Genomic DNA, 21,643 nt, shown 5'->3' with positions numbered 1-21,643 from the left:
AAAAAATTTAGAGTCTAACGAGATTTATAAGGGTATTTGATGAAGGAGGTAAAGAGAAATTCTATTATAAAAAATCCTTTTTTCTTTTTAAATAGTGCAAATGTTGCCCTTTTTTGCTTTCCCTTATATTTGCTCAAGCTGTTTGCTGTCTCCATCAAAAAGTTATGCTACCGAGCAAACGTCAAGATGGCCGTATTTAAATTAATACGGCCATCTTTCTTGAAAAATGGCCGTATTTGATGTAATATTCCTTTAAGTTAAGAACACAGGGCAAAGTTAAGTCTAATGAAAAACACTAAAGATAAAAAGCTGGCCGTATTCCAGCAGTTAAGCCAGGAGGTAGAGCCTGTTAGCCTACCTATTTTCCTTGAGAAATTAGTGTAGAGCAAGTTTTAGCTCGCTACTAGGATCTGGGGCACATAGAAGAAGCATTCCGAGTGGCTAAATCTACGCTTAAAACCCGACCTATTTTTCATTGGGCTCCTCTTCGAATAAAAGCCCATCTATTGTTATGTTTTATAAACTTATTTCTCGAAAGATTTTTAGAGTCATTGCTTCGCCAAAATAATGTCTATCTTACTCTCGATCGCATTAGGCATGCATTAGCGCAGGTGCACACAACCATTTTTGAGGATAGATCCGCAAAAAGAGAAGGTTCCATGCAATCGCTTCTTTGCCAAGATGCTCAAGCAATTCTCCAAGTGCTGGGAATACCTACTCAAAGAAATACTACGTTTCAATCTCAATGTTGTGCCTGAATTTTTAATATAAGTCTTTAACAATTACTTAGTTATAAAACAACTGTCAAAGTCGGGATTAAGTGCTAACCATGCTGATATATATAGTCTTTATAAGAAGAAGCCCCTTTCTTTTATAAAGATTATTCTCTTTAAAAAAAAGTTCACTCTTTGGAGCAAGAAAGAATAAAGCGTTAGCTTAAAGGAGCCTACTAAGTGAAGCTGAAGTTATAAAACACAAGGTGCCTTATTTAGTTTAAAGCCCCATCTTCTCGTTAAAATTTTTTAATTTACTGCGATTTTAAGGCTCCACATTCAATAAGACGCCTGGATTAGCCTCTTTAAACTCTTGCAGGCCTTTATTACGGAGCCTACAAGCAGGGCATTGTTGGCAGCCTGCTTGGGAAATCCCTTCATAGCAGGTAATAGTTGTATTTAAGAGGTATTCAAGGATACCTAATCGATGAGCTATTTCCAACGTTTCCTTTTTAGTCAGAGAGACTAAAGGGGTTAAAATTTTAAAGTGTGGATTGGCTAGATCTATACGCAAAATTTTCTGCTTAAGGTCAAAATATTCTCGAGAACAATCTCGATATCCTGAATAGTTACCTTCCACGCCGATCACCCCTAAATAGATAAAGGAAGCTCCAAGATAATCCGCATAAATGGCTCCTAGGCGAGCCATTAATCCATTTCGGCCTACTACTAACGTATTGGGAGTAGTAGGTGGATCTTTCTCGATGGCTACCGCTGGGTTAATTAGTGCATTGGCGGTAACTTGACTTAAGCAGCTTAAGTTAAGCGTGGCATGCGCTACATTCCAATCTTTGCAAATTTTTTCTGCTTGTATAATTTCAGAAGCATGCCGCTGGCCATAGTAAAAAGATAGGCTAGTGACTGCATCTTTTCCAAGCTCTTGCATAGCAAGCGCTAAACAGATAGAAGAATCCATACCACCTGAATGAATAACAACTGCTTTCTTTTTTCTCATTTCCTCCTTAGGATGTTTGGTTGGCATGATACATATGCTCCCACATTTTTTTAAAGCCTGGGCAATTTTGTAGCAATTCCTCTTTAGTACCTTCGGCTAGTTTTTCTCCTTTTTCTAGATAGATAATCTTATCAGCGTCTTCAATGGTAGAGAGGCGATGAGCAATAATGATTTGGGTGACTTGCCCTCGTAGTTGATGAATTGCATTTTTAATATGTATTTCACTGCTAGCATCTAAAGCGGAGGTGGCTTCGTCCATAATAAGGATAGGAGCATCTTTGGCTAAAGCCCGCGCTATAGCTAAGCGTTGTTGCTGGCCGCCTGATAAATTTTTTCCTGTTTCAGCTAATTCTGTGTCGTATCCTTTAGGTAATTGAAGAATAAATTCTTCAGCATAAGCTTTTCTAGCGGCATTTTCAATTTGCTGGATAGATAAGTTTTTTCCATAAGAAATATTTTCAGCTACTGTATCAAGGAAAAGAAAGGGTTTTTGAGGAACAAAAGCAATCAGTTCTCTAAGTGATTTTTGAGTAAAAGTTGTGATTGATTTATTGTTAATACGTATCGTTCCTTGCTGAATGTTATATAAGCGAGGAAGAAGATGAACAATAGTAGATTTGCCTGCTCCGGTGGGCCCTACAATGGCTACCGTGGTACCTTTTTCTACTTTGAAACTCAATCCTTTTAAAACCCAATCCTGTTCATAACGAAACCACACGTTGTCAAATTCAATAGAATCTTCAAATGTAGCCATCGTTTCCGCCCCGTCAACATCACGGATGCAGGGAACTAGATCCAACACTTCGCACATCCGTTCAGCAGCGGCGATTCCTCGTTGAATATGGCTATTTTCTTCAGCAAATTTTTTAATGGGCTCATAAAATATGTATAATAAGCCACAATAAAATAACACTTCAGGTATGCTCATGTGTAGCACATATAAACCATACATAAGAGCTGTGGCTAAGAAAAACATTCCGATGGTATGGATAATTGGGCGAGAAGCAAGATCATAACAAGCACTTTTTTTCTCAAGTGCAGCCATTTTCTGATTTTGATCTTTGTATTTTTTTAACGAAAACTCTTCCATCCCAAACAGCTTTACAGTTTGAATACCCGCTAGAAAATCAATTATAACGGAAGCAAAGCGTTCTTGATTTTGTTGGATTTGCCTTGAAATACGTTTAACACGTTTGGCTAGAAAAATAATAGGAAATACAATTAGAGGGAAGCCAATGAATATAATCAAAGATAGTTTCCATGAGGTGAGAAAGCACATCAAGAGGGTAGTTAATACAGTAAAAGGCGTTTGAAGGTAGTTAACGAGACAAGCATTGATAGCTTCAGCGATGGTTGAGGAATCACCCACTACACGTGCGGATAAGCTGCCAATATGATGATCATGGTAAAATTTTAAAGGTAGAGTTTGAATATGTTCAAAATATTGCTGTCGTAATTTACTACTCACCCGAATAGCTAAGACTCGTGTCGAGAAGCGATGAGCAAACAGTGTAAGGGCTTTAAAAAAAGCAACAAATACTAAAAATAAAGCAAGACTGGATAGATTTTCTTTAATAGGCAATATATGGTTGATACGGCGGGTAGCTTCTTCCAGAAGATTTTTATTTTTAAGCTTAGCCATAAAATGGTCGATTTCGGCAGATGTAATATAGCCTTTATGATTGCTATCTAGCTGCTCGAAGCGTTGATGCACCTCTGCTAAGCTTATTTTATCAACTTTTTGCAAAGAGCCCTCTTTTAAGGGGGCGAAAAGCTCAAATATGTCTGGCCCTTTCTTAGTAATTATTCCTAAGGCCAATATTTCTAACTGCGAGGCCACCGTGAGTAATAACATTGCTAATATAATAAACACGATGAGGGTAGTATGCACATGTTTATCAAAAGAAATTTTAAAAATTTTTATCATGTTAATATTAAACCTAAAATCCAAGATATTGTGTTAGGGCTACACGCGATATAAAAAAATGAAAACCAATGAGAGGTTAAAGGCTATAAATTAAGGAATATTTTCTTATTGTTAAGAAATGAGCCCCTAAAAACACTCCTCTTCCTTTCTTTTGCTTCTATCTTTTTATTAGGGGTGTAGGTTGAGGCTAGTCTATCTGTTAGCATGGCTAGTGAACTGGCCCATTTTACGAAATTTAAGATAACGTTGTTCAAGTAAAATGTCTTTGGGAATGTGGCGAAGTGTTTGCCATTGCTCTAAAATGAATTGCTGCATATTCATATAAGCTTTTTGCGGATCGTGATGCGCTCCTCCCAAGGGCTCATTGATGATGGCGTCGATAATATTTAAAGGCAGCATATCTTCAGCATTTAATTTAAGAATACTAGCAGCTTCCGTATTTTTCTTTGCATCTTTCCATAAAATGGAAGCACATGCTTCTGGAGAAATTACAGAATAATAAGCATGTTCCATCATGCCTACCACGTCGCCTACTCCCATGCCTAATGCGCCTCCTGAGCAACCTTCACCTATGATAGTAACAATAATGGGCGTATTTATACGTGCCATCGTGCGTATATTTAAAGCGATTGCCCATCCTTGTCCTCTTTCCTCAGCCTCTAAGCCAGCATAAGCGCCAGGTGTGTCTAAAAATGTTACGATAGGAAGGTTAAATTTTTCAGCTAGTTGCATAAGCCTTAAGGCTTTTCTAAAGCCCTCAGGGTTTAGCATCCCAAAGTTTCGGTGGACTCTACTTTCCGTATCACAGCCTTTTTCCTGGCCCATCACCATACATTTCATGGGGCCGATTTTAGCTAATCCCCCTATAATCGAAGGATCATCTCCATAGGTGCGGTCTCCACAAAGTTCATAAAAATTCTGACAAATGTTTTTTATATAGTCGCTAGATTGAGGGCGGGAAGGGTGGCGGCAGATCTGAACGCGCTGCCAGGGAGTTAGCTCGGCATATATTTTCTCTTTAAGCTTTTCTAGTTTCTGCTCAAGTTTTTTAATTTCTGTGTTGAAAATCGGATTATCATTATTTTGCTTTTTAAGATGCTCTATAGTTTTAACATATTCTTGAATCTGTCTTTCGTGTGGTAAAATGTCCAAACAGTCGCTCCCTAGTTACAGGATTTTTTCAAATTTATTCGAACAAAGTATAGAAAAAAGGAACTTAATTTGACACTACTTGTTGGCAATCTCAATGATCGTTTGCATGTTATTTTCGGCCTTAAAAAAATCTTTTGTAAGTTCAATAGTGGTAGGACGAGAAATAATGATGGAGTAAAGCTCTTCTATATCTTCAGCAGCCATACGGATACAGCCATCGCTTTCATATTTACCTAGACTATTGGTATCTTCAACTAGTGTTCCATTTTTTATTAGCCATGGCATGCCATGGATACCCAAGCCCTTAGCTGGTGCCGTTGTTCCGTGAAGTTCTTTTTCAAAAGGAATCCAGCGTGTCCCAAATATGCGTATCATTTCTACTTTTGCGCCTTGATGGATCCCCATTATCTTAGGGGTATAGACGGCTACTCGCGGACCTAAAGAATATATTCCAAGAGGAGTCAATAAGCCGGAGTTTGTGGAAGGATCCAAACGCCCTAATCCTACTTGATATGTTTTAACTAATACTTTTTCCTTAGCATTTATATCATAATAGTAGAACCACATCTGGCAGCGCGATAAGTCAATCAAAAGATGAAAATGAATCATTTTGTGAGGATGTAAAATATTGAAGCGTGCACCTTCGCTTATATCTTGTTTAAGATAATCAGGCTTTCCATTGAGACTGCGAGCGATAAAATGACGCGAAGTTTTATAGTAATTCGCATAATCCGATAGCCAGGCAGGCCTGCCTTTTTGCCAATTGACGCGGCTTTTATAAGTGATGGTCTCTACAATAGGAAATTTAGGACTGGTGGTATTAAAAAATTCCACCACCCTGTTTTCTTCAGGGAGCTGTGCTTTTAATTCTAATACCTTCTCAGAAGAGTTAAGCTGGTCATCAGAATCTTTATCGGATAATTCTTTATCCTTAGCTTTTAGGGAGGGTATAGGAAGAGGAGAAGATGGTGTTTGAGAAAGAGAGGGAAGAGCAGAGTTGGAAAAAGAATTGCTTTTTATCTCAATTTCAATGGGAGGATGAGAGGTAGCGGGCTCAATAATAAAATTTGCGTGAGGAGACTTATTTTTGAATAAAGCTGCCACGCCAATGATGCTAAACAGAATAATGGCCGAAATGATTAATAATCTGGGTAAGGTCATGATAATGACTGCCTTTGCTTAATTATGGGTAAAGTATAATACAACAAAGCGCAATTTGGCCACTAAAACTTCTTAGGCAGCTGAAAAGTTAAACCCTATTTCCAAAAGATTATACCCTCTGCTCTATAAAGAAATAAAAATCTTATGAATTTTTATCCACTGTTAAAGAGACTGGAAAACAGATGCTTAGCTATCTATATTTTAAAGACTCACCATAAGGGGATAAGGATGGAATTAAGGATGTACAATCCTCTATTCCTTATCCTATATCCTTAAACGATTGGATGATTAGATAGAACGAGGTCGTTCAATTAGTTTACGCATTTTCTTACCAGGAGTAAACTTAACAGCATTGCGTGCAGGAATAACAATAGGTTCCTCGGCTTTTTTAGGATTACGACCGATTTTTTGCTTTCGTTCGACCACTTCAAAGACACCAAAATCACGAAATTCAAGGCGATCCCCATCTGAGAGGCATTCAGTCATTTTATCTAGAAAAGATTGTATGACATGGCGTACATCATTAGGATGTATCCCTTTATCTTGAGAAATCGAATTGATCAATTTCTTTTTTGTCATAGTACTTTTCTTGGTCATAGTTGTCATAATTTTAGAACTCCTTAATTGAATATGCGATGAGTTTATGGGCTATTTTTTGTATTTACTTTATTTACTAGCAAGCTTTTTTATTTTTCCTAACCTTGCTTTCTTGAAAAAACTGTAGAACGCAGCTAAAAATATTTAAACCTTATGATAATCAATCAACTTTTCGTTTCAAGAAGATTCTTTACTTTAGGCATTATATTTTTGAGGATAGAGCTGTTCGTCTAGGAAAATGTTAATTTTCAATACTTATTAATATCTTATTCTTTTTACCAACGGCTAACAACATCAGGCGATTTGCTATTAAGTCATCAGGTTGTATGATATAGTTCTCATCTTCAACTTTATTGTTATTTAAATATATTCCTCCATTTCGAGCCAAGCGCCTTGCTTCACTCTTACTAGGCAAAAGTCCTACTTGGCATATCAGTTCAAGCAATTTAGCATTGATTACCGTCTTGTTATTAAGGATACGAGAGGGCATATTCTGCGCCATTAATTCAAGTGTGGTAGCATCCAAATTAGCTTTTGCTCCTGGGGCTGCCGCTTCGGTAACTCCTAAAGCTATTTTAAGATTTTCTTCTCCATGAACGATACGCGTAACTTCCTTTGCTAAGCGTTTTTGAGCAGTATTGGGTACGTAATCGGGTTGCTGCATTTGCGCTTGATATTTTCTAATTTCCTCCATATCCATAAAGGTCAACATGCGCATCATTTTAATGACATCGACATCAGAAACACGTACTAAATATTGATAAAACTCATAAGGAGAAAGCTTATCTGCTGAAAGCCATATGGCTCCTTTTTCAGATTTTCCAAATTTTTGTCCATCACTGCGGGTTAATAGAGGAAAGGTTAAGCCATAAGAGGATTGACCAAGTGCTTTTCGAATGAGCTCTGTTCCTGCTGTAATATTGCCCCATTGGTCACTTCCACCTATTTGCACTTTTACCCCATAATTCTGAAATAAATGAAGAAAATCGTACCCTTGTAAGGCTTGATAGGCAAATTCTGTAAAGCTCATGCCTTCTTCCGAAGTCATACGTCCTTTAACAGAATCTTTAGAAAGCATGGGGCCCATTCTAAAATACTTACCTATCTGGCGCAAGAAACTTACAAACGAAAAATTTTTGAACCAATCATAATTGTTTAAAAAAACCGTTGCATTAGGACGACCATGAGTATCAAGGATTTTTTCAAAATTTTTACGAATACCTATAAGATTTTTTAGTAATGTCTCTTCATCTAAGATTTGTCGCTCAGAAATTTTACCTGAAGGATCGCCAATCATGCCTGTTGCTCCTCCTAATATAACGTAGGGAGTATGTCCAAAGCGTTGAAACCAGGCAAGCCCCATCATGCAGATCAGGTGGCCCAAATGTAAGCTATCGGCAGTAGGATCAAATCCGCAATAAACTTTCGTAGGCTGCGTTAATATATCTTTCAGCTCATCACTTGTGCAAGCTTCAATAAAGCCACGTTCAGCTAGAGTTTCTATTAAGCTGGGCATGTAAGTCCTTAAAAAGGGTGAGAATGGATGCTATTTTGAATTTTAAGTATTTTTCTGTCAATGAACTAGATGAGTGTATGAAAAAATTTATTCCTGCATAGCAAGATGATTTATAATGAGGATAATTTTTCTTACTCTCCATTTCCCATTATGTAAAGCTAAATAAATTACCTCCTCATAAATTATTTAGCTTAAAAAGAGGATGGATAGTGAGCAAAGAGCTAGCCAACTATTTGTAAAAGGGTAGAGGAGAGATATCGACAAAACAGGCTAAGATAAAAAGAGATCGGGCCCAAAGGGGAAAGATAAAGATGAAAAGGTTTAAGATTTCCGACCCATCGCTTAAATAGCCGTAAAAGGAAATAAGTAGATAAGAGAAAATTGCTCTATTAGCTAAAAGCAAATCCAGGATATCTTAATCCTCTCGTGCCGGTTGTGTGAATTACCTTAAACTCATCAAGTGAGCTTACCCTTAAGAAGCGACTAAAAAATTAAAGCATAAGGATGAAGAAAGATAGGACATTTGAAGCTGATAAAGGGCTCTTGTAAATCTCCCTTTAGACACAAATAAAATAGTTTTTTATATTAAGCTTAGTTTTCTTAAAAAGGATTATAGATGTCTATAAACCTGCATTCCATCTGAAACTTTTCGTGCAAATGAGTAGCTAAAGCTCTAGGCCCAATTTTTTCAGTAGCGGAATGTCCCATAGCAAAAAAATTAATCTTTTCCTCATAGGCTTGGCTCCAGGCTGGTTCATCAAAATTGCCTGAGATGAAGGCGTCTAATTTTTCATCCGCAGCGTAGGATAAGAATTTATAACCGCCTCCCGATACTAGACCTACAGTTTCAATTTCTTCCTTCCCTCCTGGAGCTATATGAGCAACATGGGCATAATAATCTTCCAGCTTTTTTTGAAAATCTAGACGACTCATTTTTTTCAAACGGCCCTTAACTCCTAAATATAGACCGTTAGCTAGACCAAAGGGTTGAAGATTATCCCACCCCATTTCTAATGCAGCCCTCCAGTTGTTGCCCCATTCACAATGGATGTCTAAGGGGAGGTGATAGGCGATTAGAGAAAGATTATGTTGGCAAAGCAAAGCTAGTTTAGCTTTTTTTATTCCTCGAATTTGATAGCTATCCTGATTCCAAAATAGGCCATGGTGTACAAGTAAAGCATCTGCGTTCCAGTGAACCGCAGCTTGAAGAGTTTCCAAATTTGCCGATACGGCTGTAGCTAATTTTAAAATTTCTTTTTTTCCTTCGACTTGTAAGCCATTCAAGCCATAATCCTTGATGGAGCTGGGCTCTAAAAGTTTATCTAAGTAAACACAAAGTTCTTGTAATGTAATCATAGGCCTACTAATAATGCGAATAAACTTTAAAAGAGATTATAATGTCAGATAATAGTTTTATCGGCCAGCAAATTGCTAAAAAATCGGCCGGCTATGCGGCGGCAAATTTGGTTGAAAACGGAATGACAGTAGGATTAGGTACTGGTTCCACTACAAGTTTTTTTATTGAAAAGCTTGCTCAACGATGTGAGGAGGGCCTTAAAATTCAAGCCGTGGCTACTTCCTCTCAATCTCAAAAGTTAGCATTAGAAAAAGGCATTCCTTTAATTGATATCAATACTCTTTTTTCTATTGATCTAACGGTGGATGGAGCTGATGAAATTGATCCTGACAAAACAATGATTAAAGGTGGTGGCGGAGCGCTACTAAGAGAAAAAATTGTAGCTAGCATGAGTAAGGAAGCGATCATTATTGTGGATCAAGCTAAACTTGTTAAAAAGCTCGGGCAAGTTCCTTTACCCGTTGAAATTGTTCCCTTCGCTTATCCTGCAACTATTTATCGTATTGAACAGCTAGGTTATCAAGGTAAATTAAGGACCCATGATGAAAAAGAGTTGTATTGCACGGATAATGGAAATTATATTTACGATATTTATTTCAAAGAAAAGTTAGAAAAAGCTGAGCAATTGCACCAACGACTGAGTGAAATTGTAGGGGTGGTAGAATCTGGCCTTTTTATTCGTCTAGCGGGAAGGATTATTGTTGGCTATAATGATGGGGAAGTGAAAATTTTTACAGAATTAAAATAGTCGAAATTTTAGGATTTTAAATTCTTCTGTAAAATTTAAAGTTTTTTTCTTGCACCTGTTAATCATTGGAGGAAAGGATGGTAAGCCGCTTTCCAGAAGAAAGGAAAGACAGATAAAAGAGAAAATCTTTAGAATATCAACTAAATAGATTTACAGCTTAAGGTTAATAACGGTTAATTTTTAGATCAACGAGGAGATCTCCTCTTTTACTCAGGATTTATTATTTATGCTTTCTGAACTTATTCAGCTTTCCTTTGATAAAATCATGCAAACTCGCTCTTATACGGTAGTAATCTTGAAAGGGCAGGGAAAAAAATTTGCTATCTATACTGATCCTGCTATTGGCCGTAATCTCCAAATTTTTTTGACAGGTGCGGAGAAAGCTAGGCCTCTTACTCATGATCTTATTAGCTATATTTTCCGAGGGTATGAAATTAGACTTAAACAAGTTGTTATCAATGACATCCAGGATACCACATATTTTGCACGCCTATTTTTAGAACAAGATGCAGGGGGACGACGGCACATTGTAGAGATTGATGCTAGGCCTAGCGATTGCATAACTCTTGCATTAATGAATAATGCTCCTGTCTTTTGTACGCGCGACGTTTTGGAAAAAACTTTGGCGATCGAGGAAGAATGAACGTTGATTCAATCAATATTTAATATTAAAATTGTTTTTAGCTAAGGCAATTAGGCTAGCAACAGCCTCTTCGGCATCTTCACCCTCGGCTTCTATTTGAATTTTGGAGCCTTTAGTAGCGGCCAACATCAGAATACCTAGTAAAGACTTAGCATTCACATAACTTTTTTGGTAAATGAGATGGACTTCTGATCTAAAGCTTGTAGCGCATTTGACAATTTCCGTTGAAGGTCTTGTATGTAAGCCTCGATCGTTTTGTACGATAAAAATTCCTGTATGTCTCTTATTATTCGTAAGTTTGGCCATATCCTTTAACCTTGTTCTACAATTAGCTTGATTGTCATGCCATCACCTTAAGCTTTTCAAGCTACCCTTAATTTAATTAAAAATATTCCCTGCCTCCCAAAAAGGGATACGCCCTAATTTAATATTCTGCAATAAAATTTTTTTCTTAAGGGGCTGCTTTATTATAAGGATTTCCTAATTAAGCGCTTGAATAAAAAAAATATCGTTTCTTTTTTTGTCTTCATATCCTAAGAGAAAGGCAATTAAAAGTTTTAAGAACCTTCATAAAAAAAATTAAAAATTATTTTAGCATATTCGTTTAGCCATGAACATTTTAAGTTTAAAAAGAATTTTTAAATAAATTTTTAATAGTATTTTTAGTTGTTAGCCATTAAAAAGAGATTAAGAACAAGTTTAAAGGAGTAAGGTGATGTTAAAGTCTATATGTTTTTTTCTCGGGATAGCTGGCTTAAGCCTAACGCCAATATTGGGTGCAGGATTAAAGATTAGCAATCGCTTACATGCCATCCATTTTGGCCCTGGACCCACAGGCGATCAGGGGCAAGAGGTAGAGGAGGAGAAGCGGCAAAATCTTTATGCCATTAATTTTGGTCCTGGGCCTGATGGAGACCAGGAGGTAGAGGAGGATAAAAATGCGGATGAGACTGTTTAAGGAATAGCTTTATTATTTTTCTAAAGATCAATACTAGAATTGAGAAGATAAGAACTTTACTTTGCATCCATTAAAAATAATTACAACAAATATAAATTAGGCTGATAGATTGATGGGCATTATTTCACGGATTGGCAATTATTGTAGTGAGCGATCTTTCGCACGTATAAATGATGATCTTTCATTCGAAGAGGGTAGCGATGAGGATAGTGTCCAACCCTACAGAAGGCTGGAGGCTGGAAGCCTAAATCAGGTTCTTGGCAATCCCTCCCATCAAATTTCTAATGAAGAAAATGAGAGTGAATCTGAAAGGGCAAATGAGGGTGTTGCTCCTTTAAGAGAGAATGATTTTGCAAACAGCTGTAAATCGACCTGGACAACAGCTTTACCTTTATTATATGGATTGTCTGCCGGCATTATAGGTGCAAATGCAGCAAAATGGGATAATCGGCAAGTTGAGATGCTGAGTGCCGCCGGATTAGGAGCTAGTTTACGTATTTATTCACACTATTGCTCTTCTGGAAAGATTGCGCAATGGGCCCCTCCTTTTTTCGCCAGTGTAGCGGCAGAAGGCTTATTTGCACTGACCAATTTCTACCTTAATTTGGATGATATGAGTCAAGAGGGAAGACTATTGTCCGGCTATTATGAAAATATCCTTAAAACTCTTGTTCGCTCGATCACCTATGCTTCCACTGCTTTTTTTGTCACCCATAATATTTTAGCAAAACCTAAAGAATTACCTTCTCAGGATTCTGACCTACCTACTAGGCTTCTTATTTTAGGAGGATCAGCTAATAAAGTGGCTTTGGCTGTTCATTATTTAGCTTTGCTTTCCTTGGGAGCAACTCTCATCGTGACTAGCCAACAAATGCCTGAGAATTCTAGAAAAATTCTTCATTTAGATTTTGATGCAGGCATTTTAACTTTGAGTTATACGGCAGCCAATTTCATTTTTAGGTGTGGCTTAAAGGCTCATGATTGGTCGTTAGAAAATAATAGGTTCTACCGAGGATATTTTCAAGGTCTTGACAGAGAACCTAAAGCACTTAAGAATAGAATTTTGATCCTTGCAAGAAGAACTCTTGAAACTTTTAGTGGAGTTTTGCCGGGATTTTTATTTCCCTTTAATGCCTCTCTTTCTTATGGTGCTCTTGGATGTCTAGGAGCCGCTACACGCGTTCTTCAAGAGAGAAGTTATGAAAGATTGCATAGTTACACGAGAGTTACACGTTTAGAAATTACAGCTAGAAAGGCTGAATATGTTAAGACAGGCATTTTGTCTATCGCGCTTTTAGCTTTTACAATCGCATGCATGATGACCAATGATTGGCATACGGGTTCAGCAATGCTTACGCTTGGTTTAACTTCTGCGGGAGGATATTTATCAAGTAAGGCTGTTGAACTCTTGATTAGCCAGCGAAATTTGGACAATCGAGTGATCAATCAACTTGATTTTGAATTAAACGTCAATAGCTACGGGATTTTGTTCTTATATCTTTTTCTCCATACCAAGTTTATGCTTCTAAATTCTGATGTGGATGTATCGAGTGGTTTTAAATATGCGCTATTACTTTCTATGTATGGATTGCTAGGATTTAACTTAGGAAATAATCGTGCAAGATTTGGTAGTGTGCACAATTTAAATCCCGAAAATGCTTCAAGCTTTGCGCTAGCGCAGGCCGCTAATAATTGCATGGAATATAGGAATTCTCATTGAGAAAATGTTTTTCGCCAGGGCTTACAAAAATTTGCCACTCTTTTTCTTCGTTTAACCCTAAATAAAAAACAAAAGCTCTGTTCTTATCTAATCAATAAATAAATGAGTTAAAGGTATTTTTACATATTTGTTTAAATCTAAGCTTTTTATATTTAACTAGAGTGTTAAGTAACTTTTTTTACTTGTAATTTTTATTTTAAAGCTTTAAGAATACCTGGAGGAATAAGCTTTAGAGCGAGATGGCCGGATGGTATTTTAAGTTTGTAAGTTTTTTTTGCCTGATCTATTTAAAGGTTTTAAGAAGTTTAAACATATCTACATCGCTTCTGGCAAGGTGTTGTTTGTTTCTATGCTTTGCAAAGAGGGAAATAGGAATCTTAGCATGTAATAGAGCCAAATTTTTCTCTCTTTCCTGAAGTTCATAAAAAGGGGTGAGAGCAAAAAGCTAGATGTTTAAAAAAACTTGACTAAAGGTTTTTTAAGGTTAAAAGATAAAGACATTCTGCTAATTATAATCTCTTCTGACAACATGGATAATTTCAATAATATTTAAAAATTAGGTTTATATATTTATGAGCATCAGTTCATTTATTAATCATTATAGGCATAGGTCCCTTGAAAATCATTTTGATTCTGACTTGGAGAGCAGTGATGCCGAAAGAGCTACTTATCCTTATACTTCATTGGAAGGAGGGAGTGAGACAGAAGATTTTTTGTCTCCCAATCCTCCTGCTATCAATAGTGACATAGAACGTTTTTCTTCTTCGGATGAAGAAATTTCTGTAGGGCGTGCTTCTTCTCGTCCGATAAAGAAAAAAGCCATTAAGCGGCCTAAAGTGACTAAGCTGCCTAGCATGTGTAAATTAACATGGCAGACGACTCTCCCTTTTCTGCTTATCAGCTCCACCACATTGACTGCATTAAATGCTACAACCTGGGGCAACTCCCCTGTGGAGGTCTTAAGTGCTGCTGGATTGGGAGCTACCGTACGTCTTTATTCACATTACTGTACACCCAAGAAAGTCGCTCAATGGGTAAATCCTTTTTTTGCCAGTCTTGCAGCGGAAGGCTTATTTGCCTTTACCAATCTCTACCTTAATTTGGACGACATTTGTGAAGCTTTAGGTATTTCTTCCAATGATGCCTATCACATGAAAACGAGTATACGTGTGATCACCTACGCTTCCATGGCTTTCTTTGTGGCTCATAATATTTTAAACAAGCCCAGAAAGCTTCCTAAAAATGAATACCCTTGGGCAGTAGAAAATCGTAAAAGACAGCTTATGTTGGGAGGAAAAGCCAATAAATGGGCTTTAACCGTCCACTATTTAGCTCTAGCTTCTTTTGGATCGGCACTTATCATTGCTAGTCAGCAAATGCCAGAAAATTCTAAAAAGATTCTTCACGTGGATTTTCATGCAGGAATTTTAACTTTAAGTTATACAGCAGCTAATTTCATCTGTAGATATGGCTTAAAGGCTCACGATTGGATGATAGAAAACCGCTATAAATATAAAGAGTATTTACGCGAAATTGAGGATCATCCCAAGACACTCAAAAATAGACTTCTGAGTATTGGAAGAAGGACGCTTGATACAGTAGGCAAAGTTTTACCAGGCATTCTATTTCCCTTTAACGCTACTCTTTCCTATAGTACTTTAGGTTGTTTAGGGGCAGTTACCCGCGTTTTGCAAGAAAGAGATTATGAAAGATTAGATAGCAAAACAGGCGCAAGTCGTTTAGAAATCACTGCTCGAAAAACAGAGTATGTTAAAACAGGTGTTCTATCGCTGGCACTTTTAGCTTTTACAATTGCTTGCATCATGACAAATGATTGGCATACAGGTTCAGCCATGCTTACACTTGGTTTAACTTCTGCAGGTGGATATGTAACAAGCAAAGCTGTCGAACTCTTAATTAGCCAGCTAAAGTGGGATAATCGACTAATCAATCAACTTGATTTTGAGCTAAACGTCAATAGTTATGGAATTTTATTCTTGTATCTCTTTCTTCATACAAAATTTATGCTTTTAAATTCTGATGTGGCTGTTTCAAGTGGCTTTGAATATATGCTATTGCTTTCTATGTATGGGCTGCTAGGATTCAATCTAGGAAATAATCGTGCTAGATTCGACAGCATACGGAATCTTAATCCAGAAAATGCTTCACCTTTTGCCTTAACGCAGTTGGCTAACAATAGTATGGAATATGCTCTTAAATAAAGCATTTAGCCTGGGAAGTGAAAGAGATGTTTTTTAAAGTCTTATTTTACCCCCTTTAAAAGAATAAGGGTTGAGGAACACTTTGTCATTTAAATAAATATCTTTTTAAGTGACAAAGTGGCTGACAATTTTTTAAATAATCAAGATTCTTGCGTTGGTAGCAAGTGGAATATTTCCTATTATTTTCAATCCTATGCACATGCAGCTTTCATATAATAGCTTTACATCCAATGGCTAGCCTTTCCAAATTAATCATTCTTGTCCGCGCATTCCCTTAATGCCGATAGCAAGCTATTTAAAGTTCCATCTTCTTGTCATTTACCTAGACACCGATGAGTAGCAGCTCTTGATCCCCAATTTGGTCCTTTAGGAAAATCACAACAACGTGACCCTGTAATCAAAATCCAAAATAAGCTGTTACAAATTTTTCTGCAGAGAGTATAAGGTTTTCCCTTTTAATTTTTTGGATAATTCTGCGGCAAAAGCAGTTGTAAGATTCTCCATTGGGTGCCTGTAAGTCCTTCAAACCTTCCTGGCATATGTCTTCTCTTTCTTAAAAAAAGAAGTGTATACATCACAAATTTAAATTCTTCATTATTAACAGGATATGTTCATAGGGTTAATAATTAGCTTCGCAAGGTTTAAATTGCTTATTCTCTTAGAGAATGCAAGAATTAGCGCCCTCTTGCCAAAATATGGATAGGTTTTAATCAATTGATTTAGCTAATAAAGATGAGCGATGAATAGGATCAGCAAACCTTTTGAAAAAAAGCCACCAGGCTTTTTTCTAAGAAGATTGATTTAATTCTTAAAATTATCAATCAATGATAAGGGTGGCTTTAAAATCCAATTAAGTTAGGTAACGCTGAAGCTTATTTTGTTACTTCTTCTTATCTACTTTCCTTCTCCTTATGATTGCTTCCCGTCATGCTGTACATACAATTCGTGAATATGTATATTCAAGCCTTTCATTACAAAAGGTACAATATGCTCAAAAAACGTTCACAAGTAGCTAAAAAGGACTGTTGGAATGTAGAATCTCTTTATCATTCTTTAGCCGATTGGCAAAAAGATTTCATCTCCGTAGCTGAAATGGATAAATCTCCTCATTGGCCTCAACTAGCTCGCTTTAGAGGTAAGCTGGGAAAAGATGCTAAAACTCTTGAAAAAGCATTAGAAGTGCTCTTTGACATTTCTAGAAAGCTCTCTAAGCTATATACCTATGCCCACTTACGTCATGACGAAGATATTACTAATGATGAATATAAAGCAGCTTTGGCTAAAATTACTCATTTACATCATGCTTTTAACCAGGAAAGCGCCTGGTTTGAGCCTGAACTTCTTGCTTTACCGGGTGCAGAGTTAAAAAAGTTAAGAGCAGCCGAGATTTTAAAAAGCTATCGTTTTTACCTAGAAAAAATTGTTCGACTGAAAAAATATACTTTATCAGCAGAAAAGGAAGAGCTAGTAGCCTTGTCAGGAGAAGCAATGTCTACAGGAGTTAAAGCTTTTTCTGCTATCAATGATGCAGATTTTAAATTTGAAAAAGTGAGCGATAGCCAAGGAAAAAAGCATGAATTGACGCAATCTTCCTATGGAGTATTCATACGGGAGCAAGATCGCACTTTGCGGAAAAATGCTTTTGAGCAGATGCATAGCAAATACATGCAGCATGAGAATACTATGTGTGAATTATTAAATGGAAATGTGCAAGCTCATATTTTTAATGCTCGGGCCCACAATTTCCAATCATGTTTAGAGGCTTCACTCCTGCCGAAAAACATCGACGTAGAGGTTTATCATTCCTTGATCTCTGCCGTAAATGCAAATGTAGATGTTCTTCATCATTACATCCGCTTGCGGGAAGAATTTTTAAACATAGGCCCTCTTCATTTGTATGATATGTATGTTCCTTTAGCTAGCCACGTAGATATAAAGATGAGTTACGAAGAAGCAGAAGAGGCTGTAATAGAATCGGTTGCACCTTTAGGAACAGAATATCAAAATATTTTAAAAAGGGGGCTTATAGAGGAACGATGGGTAGATCGATATGAAAACATAAATAAGCGCTCTGGAGCCTACTCAAGTGGTTGCTACGATAGTATGCCTTATATTTTGATGAATTATAAGGGGCTTGTAAGGGATGTTTTCACGCTTGCGCATGAAGCAGGCCATAGCATGCATAGCTACCTAAGTCGTAAAAATCAGCCTTATCAATATGCCGATTATCCCATATTCTTAGCAGAGGTAGCTTCTACATTTAATGAAGACTTATTAATGCGTTATCTGCTTAAAAAAGCTCAATCTAAAGAAGAGAAAATATTTTTGCTTAATCAGCAGATTGAAGATATTCGTGCTACATTATTCCGTCAAACCATGTTCGCTGAATTTGAACTTTTTATTCATGAAAGAGCCGAAAAGAACATACCTCTTACCCCAAAAATGCTTAAAGAGCAATTCTTCAAGCTTAATGTGGATTATTTTGGTCCTGCCACAATCGATCGCTTAATAGAGTACGAATGGGCAAGGATTCCCCATTTTTACTATAATTTTTATGTTTATCAATATGCTACAGGCATTAGTGCCGCTTTAGCCCTTTCAGAAAAAGTATCACAGGGAGGTAAAAAAGAACGTGATGCTTATCTATCTTTTTTAAAGAGCGGCTCTAGTCAGTATCCGATCGAGTTATTAAAAAAAGCTGGAGTAGATATGCGCTCGGCTGCACCTGTTGAATCAGCCATTCATAAATTTCAAGAGCTGGTAAAAGAATTAGCTTCTTTGCTAGGCAAAAAAAAGAGCGTAGCTAAAAAAACTACCAAAAACAAAAGTTAGAGGTTTTAGCACTTTCTGTTGGTGATTGCTAAATTTAGCTTGCGAAAATTTAATCTCTTAAAATATAGTGAGGCTTCTATCCTCTGGAACATGTATTTAAATCTTGCAAAGTAGGGAGTTTTTATGGAACAGACACAAACAAAAGAAAAACAAAACTTGAACATCAAATTTAAGCCTCTAGGTAACAGAGTGCTTGTTCGTCGTCTTGAGCAGGAAGAAAAGTTGAAAGGTGGCATCATTTTGCCGGACAGCGCAAAGAAAAAGCAAGAGCAAGCCAAGGTTGTAGCCATTGGTACTGGTAAAAAAGATAAAAAGGGGCAGTTGATCCCTATCCCTGTAAATATAGGCGATATCATTATTATGGAGAAATATTCAGGCCAAGATATCAAACTAGAAGATGAAGAGTATGTCATCTTAAAGGCAGATGATATTATTGGTATTGTAGAATAACATAGGTTCAAGGAGAAATAGATTATGACCGCGAAAGATATTAAATTTAAAGAAGATGCTCGTCAAAAGATTCTTAAAGGGGTGCGCATTCTTGCTGATGCCGTAAAAGTTACACTAGGTCCCAAAGGACGCAATGTGATTATTGATAAAGCATATGGAACACCTCACATTACAAAAGATGGTGTAACCGTAGCTAAAGAAATTGAGCTGGAAGACAAGCATGAGAATATGGGCGCCCAAATGGTGAAAGAAGTAGCTAGTAAGACAGCTGATAAAGCTGGAGACGGTACAACTACCGCTACAGTGCTTGCTGAATTTATTTATGCTGAAGGTCTTCGTAATGTGGCTGCAGGAGCAAATCCGCTCAGTTTACGCCGTGGTATTGAAAAAGCTGTCAAAGCAGTTGTTAAAGAATTACAATCCCGCAGTAAAAAAGTTCAAGACTCTAAAGAGATTGTTCAGATAGCCACTATCTCTGCCAATAATGATCAGCAGATTGGAGAAATCATAGCTAAAGCCATGGAAAGGGTGGGGAAAGACGGAACCATCACGGTCGAAGAAGCTAAAGGCTTTGAGATGACTCTGGATGTAGTCGAAGGAATGAATTTTGATCGAGGCTATCTTTCTGCTTATTTTATGACCAATCCAGAAACCCAAGAGTGTGTATTAGAAGATGCTTTTGTGTTAGTCTATGAAAAGAAGATCTCAGTTTTAAAAGAATTTATTCCTATCTTGCAAGCTTGTGCTGAAAGCGGAAAGCCTCTGCTTGTTATTGCTGAAGATGTAGAAGGGGAAGCATTGGCTACCTTAGTAGTAAATCGTCTGCGCACGGGGCTAAAGTTTTGTGCAGTAAAAGCACCAGGATTTGGCGATCGTCGTAAAGCCATGTTAGAAGATATTGCCATTTTAACCGGTGCTCAAGTGATCAGCGAAGAACTTGGTATGAAGCTCGAAAGTACAACATTAGACATGCTAGGCCGCGCTAAGAAAATTATCGTTAATAAAGACGAAACAACGGTTGTTGAAGGCATGGGCGATAAGAAAAAGATAGAGGAGCGTGCATCCCTTATCAAACGCCAAATTGAAGAAACGGATTCTGATTATGATCGTGAAAAGCTACAAGAACGATTAGCTAAGATAGCCGGTGGTGTTGCTGTGATCCGTGTGGGTGCAGCTACTGAAGTGGAAATGAAGGAAATGAAAGATCGTGTTGATGATGCACATCATGCCACTGCCGCTGCAGTAGCGGAGGGGTACTTACCTGGTGGGGGTGTAGCTTATATACGTTGCGTACCTTCCGTTCTAAGCTTAGCAGAAAGCTTAGAGGGTGACGAAAAAACGGGCGCAAAAATTATTGCTAAAGCACTTAGCGCTCCACTTCGCCAGCTAGCAGAGAATGCAGGTCAAGAAGGTTCAATTATTCTTCAGCAAGTAGAAAAATTATCAGATGCTCAAGGATACAACGCTTTAACAGGTGAATTTACCGATATGATCAAAGCGGGAATTTTAGATCCTACGAAAGTTGCTCGATGCGCATTAGAGAATGCAGCCTCGGTAGCTGGTTTGTTAATTACTACAGAAGCACTCATTGCTGATGTTGTAGATGAAAAAGCTGCCCCTGCCATGCCTCCTGGAGGGATGGACTACTAAAATATAAAAGCGGCAATTTATTTTGCCGCTTTTTCTTGCCAAATATTAAGCTTATTATGTAATATACCGCTTTCTGATCCGGAATAGCTCAGCGGTAGAGCAGTGGACTGTTAATCCATTGGTCGTAGGTTCGAATCCTACTTCCGGAGATTTGTTAATAGATGTAACACAGCAAGTGACGCAAAAAAACGGCATAAGCAGTATTACAGACAGCTTTTTACCATCCAATTTCAAGTTCGAAAAGACAAACTTCAACAATTGTTGCTTTTCGCTCATCTTCGACTTCATGAAGAGTTCCTTTACTCGTTTTGCCAAATCCAACGCTATTTTTGCCATGATTAGACAGGTTTTACTGGCGTTGGCATGTGCTTTCATCTCTGAGGTTATCTCTCCCTGTCCCTTCTTATATTCTTCGAGCTTGGAATGATAGGTGTCAGAATCAAGCGCTCCATCCAGATGCATATCAATGAGCTTGGATAGAGGGTTTTGAATATAATGTAGCTCTTTACAAAGTGCGTCTTGGGAATGTTTAAAAATTTTTTGTTCATGCGTATAAGATTTTTTAAGCTAGGTCACAATCTCTTCAACTGCTGCATCGGGTAGCTGAATCTGATCAAGATATCCCCTTAGAGGAGTTAAAAGCTGCTCCTCTCTAACCCAAATCTTTTGGCATGTTCGCTTGGAGTTATTGCAGCTATAGTAAATATATTTTTGCTTTTTAACTCACCTTACGCAGGCATAGAACTCCTTTGTAAATTTTGCAGTTCTTGATAGGCCATCTGATTGGCTTTAAGGATTAACTTATATTTTCAAGCAAAGTGATTAAGTAAGGTTTTAATTTTAAGAAATTCAAGCTTGCAATAAGCGATAAGGGATGAAAAAATACGATTTCTTTGAGAGCGAGCAATTTTGGTGGGTGATTTCTCAAGGCTAGCATTTTGCTTTATTGATTTGTGATACTCCTCTATGCGCCACCTTTTGT

16 protein-coding genes and 1 tRNA gene are annotated in these 21,643 nt (G+C 37.4%); 9 read left to right on the top strand and 8 right to left on the bottom strand.

Features of this window, described 5'->3' with window-relative positions:
- Positions 1–1,038: 1,038 nt before the first annotated feature.
- The 7 genes from queC to DB41_RS04655 all read right to left on the bottom strand — a co-directional run bounded on the left by queC (position 1,039) and on the right by DB41_RS04655 (position 9,437).
- A complete protein-coding gene (gene queC, locus DB41_RS04685; RefSeq protein WP_039384884.1) occupies positions 1,039–1,728 on the bottom strand; it encodes a 7-cyano-7-deazaguanine synthase QueC in 690 nt (229 codons plus the stop codon).
- A 7-nt stretch (positions 1,729–1,735) separates the two neighbouring features.
- Entirely contained in the window at positions 1,736–3,655 is a 1,920-nt protein-coding gene (locus DB41_RS04680) for an ABC transporter ATP-binding protein (protein WP_052243913.1), read from the bottom strand.
- A 192-nt stretch (positions 3,656–3,847) separates the two neighbouring features.
- Positions 3,848–4,807, bottom strand: coding sequence for an acetyl-CoA carboxylase carboxyltransferase subunit alpha (locus DB41_RS04675; protein ID WP_039384883.1), 960 nt, complete (start codon positions 4,805–4,807; stop codon positions 3,848–3,850).
- 75 nt (positions 4,808–4,882) lie between these two features.
- Positions 4,883–5,968 carry a L,D-transpeptidase gene (locus DB41_RS04670; protein WP_052243912.1) on the bottom strand — a complete coding sequence of 362 codons (1,086 nt, stop codon included), beginning with the start codon at positions 5,966–5,968 and terminating at the stop codon, positions 4,883–4,885.
- A gap of 288 nt (positions 5,969–6,256) precedes the next feature.
- On the bottom strand, positions 6,257–6,574 hold the full coding sequence (locus DB41_RS04665) for an HU family DNA-binding protein (RefSeq protein ID WP_197725083.1): 318 nt from the start codon (positions 6,572–6,574) through the stop codon (positions 6,257–6,259).
- Positions 6,575–6,806: 232 nt separating this feature from the next.
- Positions 6,807–8,081: a tyrosine--tRNA ligase gene (tyrS, locus tag DB41_RS04660; protein WP_039384881.1), complete on the bottom strand. Its 1,275-nt coding sequence runs from the start codon at positions 8,079–8,081 to the stop codon at positions 6,807–6,809.
- 600 nt (positions 8,082–8,681) lie between these two features.
- Positions 8,682–9,437 carry a Nif3-like dinuclear metal center hexameric protein gene (locus DB41_RS04655; RefSeq protein WP_052243911.1) on the bottom strand — a complete coding sequence of 252 codons (756 nt, stop codon included), beginning with the start codon at positions 9,435–9,437 and terminating at the stop codon, positions 8,682–8,684.
- A 41-nt stretch (positions 9,438–9,478) separates the two neighbouring features.
- Between DB41_RS04655 and rpiA the strand changes: the two genes are divergently transcribed.
- Positions 9,479–10,186, top strand: a complete 708-nt coding sequence (gene rpiA, locus DB41_RS04650) for a ribose 5-phosphate isomerase A (RefSeq protein ID WP_039384879.1) — start codon at positions 9,479–9,481, stop codon at positions 10,184–10,186.
- A gap of 226 nt (positions 10,187–10,412) precedes the next feature.
- Complete coding sequence (locus tag DB41_RS04645) at positions 10,413–10,829, top strand: bifunctional nuclease family protein (RefSeq protein WP_039384877.1); 417 nt, start codon at positions 10,413–10,415, stop codon at positions 10,827–10,829.
- 12 nt (positions 10,830–10,841) lie between these two features.
- Here the strand turns inward: DB41_RS04645 and DB41_RS04640 are convergent, their stop codons facing one another.
- Complete coding sequence (locus DB41_RS04640) at positions 10,842–11,135, bottom strand: HPr family phosphocarrier protein (RefSeq protein WP_052243910.1); 294 nt, start codon at positions 11,133–11,135, stop codon at positions 10,842–10,844.
- Between the two features lie 409 nt (positions 11,136–11,544).
- Here DB41_RS04640 and DB41_RS04635 point away from each other — a divergent pair, with 409 nt between their 5' ends.
- The 7 genes from DB41_RS04635 to DB41_RS04605 all read left to right on the top strand — a co-directional run bounded on the left by DB41_RS04635 (position 11,545) and on the right by DB41_RS04605 (position 20,810).
- Entirely contained in the window at positions 11,545–11,787 is a 243-nt protein-coding gene (locus DB41_RS04635; protein ID WP_039384876.1) for a hypothetical protein, read from the top strand.
- Between the two features lie 112 nt (positions 11,788–11,899).
- The gene (locus DB41_RS04630; protein ID WP_039384874.1) at positions 11,900–13,507 is read left to right on the top strand and encodes a hypothetical protein; all 1,608 of its coding nucleotides are present in this window, start codon (positions 11,900–11,902) and stop codon (positions 13,505–13,507) included.
- A 572-nt stretch (positions 13,508–14,079) separates the two neighbouring features.
- Positions 14,080–15,729 carry a hypothetical protein gene (locus DB41_RS04625; protein WP_039384872.1) on the top strand — a complete coding sequence of 550 codons (1,650 nt, stop codon included), beginning with the start codon at positions 14,080–14,082 and terminating at the stop codon, positions 15,727–15,729.
- 987 nt (positions 15,730–16,716) lie between these two features.
- Entirely contained in the window at positions 16,717–18,561 is a 1,845-nt protein-coding gene (gene pepF / locus DB41_RS04620; protein WP_052243909.1) for an oligoendopeptidase F, read from the top strand.
- Between the two features lie 123 nt (positions 18,562–18,684).
- On the top strand, positions 18,685–19,011 hold the full coding sequence (groES, locus tag DB41_RS04615) for a co-chaperone GroES (protein ID WP_042240868.1): 327 nt from the start codon (positions 18,685–18,687) through the stop codon (positions 19,009–19,011).
- Positions 19,012–19,035: 24 nt separating this feature from the next.
- Positions 19,036–20,661 (top strand): chaperonin GroEL, encoded by a 1,626-nt coding sequence (groL, locus tag DB41_RS04610; protein WP_039384871.1) that lies wholly within the window; start codon positions 19,036–19,038, stop codon positions 20,659–20,661.
- 77 nt (positions 20,662–20,738) lie between these two features.
- Positions 20,739–20,810: transfer RNA gene (locus DB41_RS04605), tRNA-Asn, on the top strand.
- The last annotated feature ends 833 nt before the right edge of the window (positions 20,811–21,643 follow it).

Origin of the sequence: Neochlamydia sp. TUME1 (assembly GCF_000813645.1) — a bacterium.
Classification (GTDB): domain Bacteria; phylum Chlamydiota; class Chlamydiia; order Chlamydiales; family Parachlamydiaceae; genus Neochlamydia.
The sequence above is the reverse complement of the archived record's forward strand: the minus strand, read 5'-3'. Positions and strand labels throughout refer to the sequence as shown.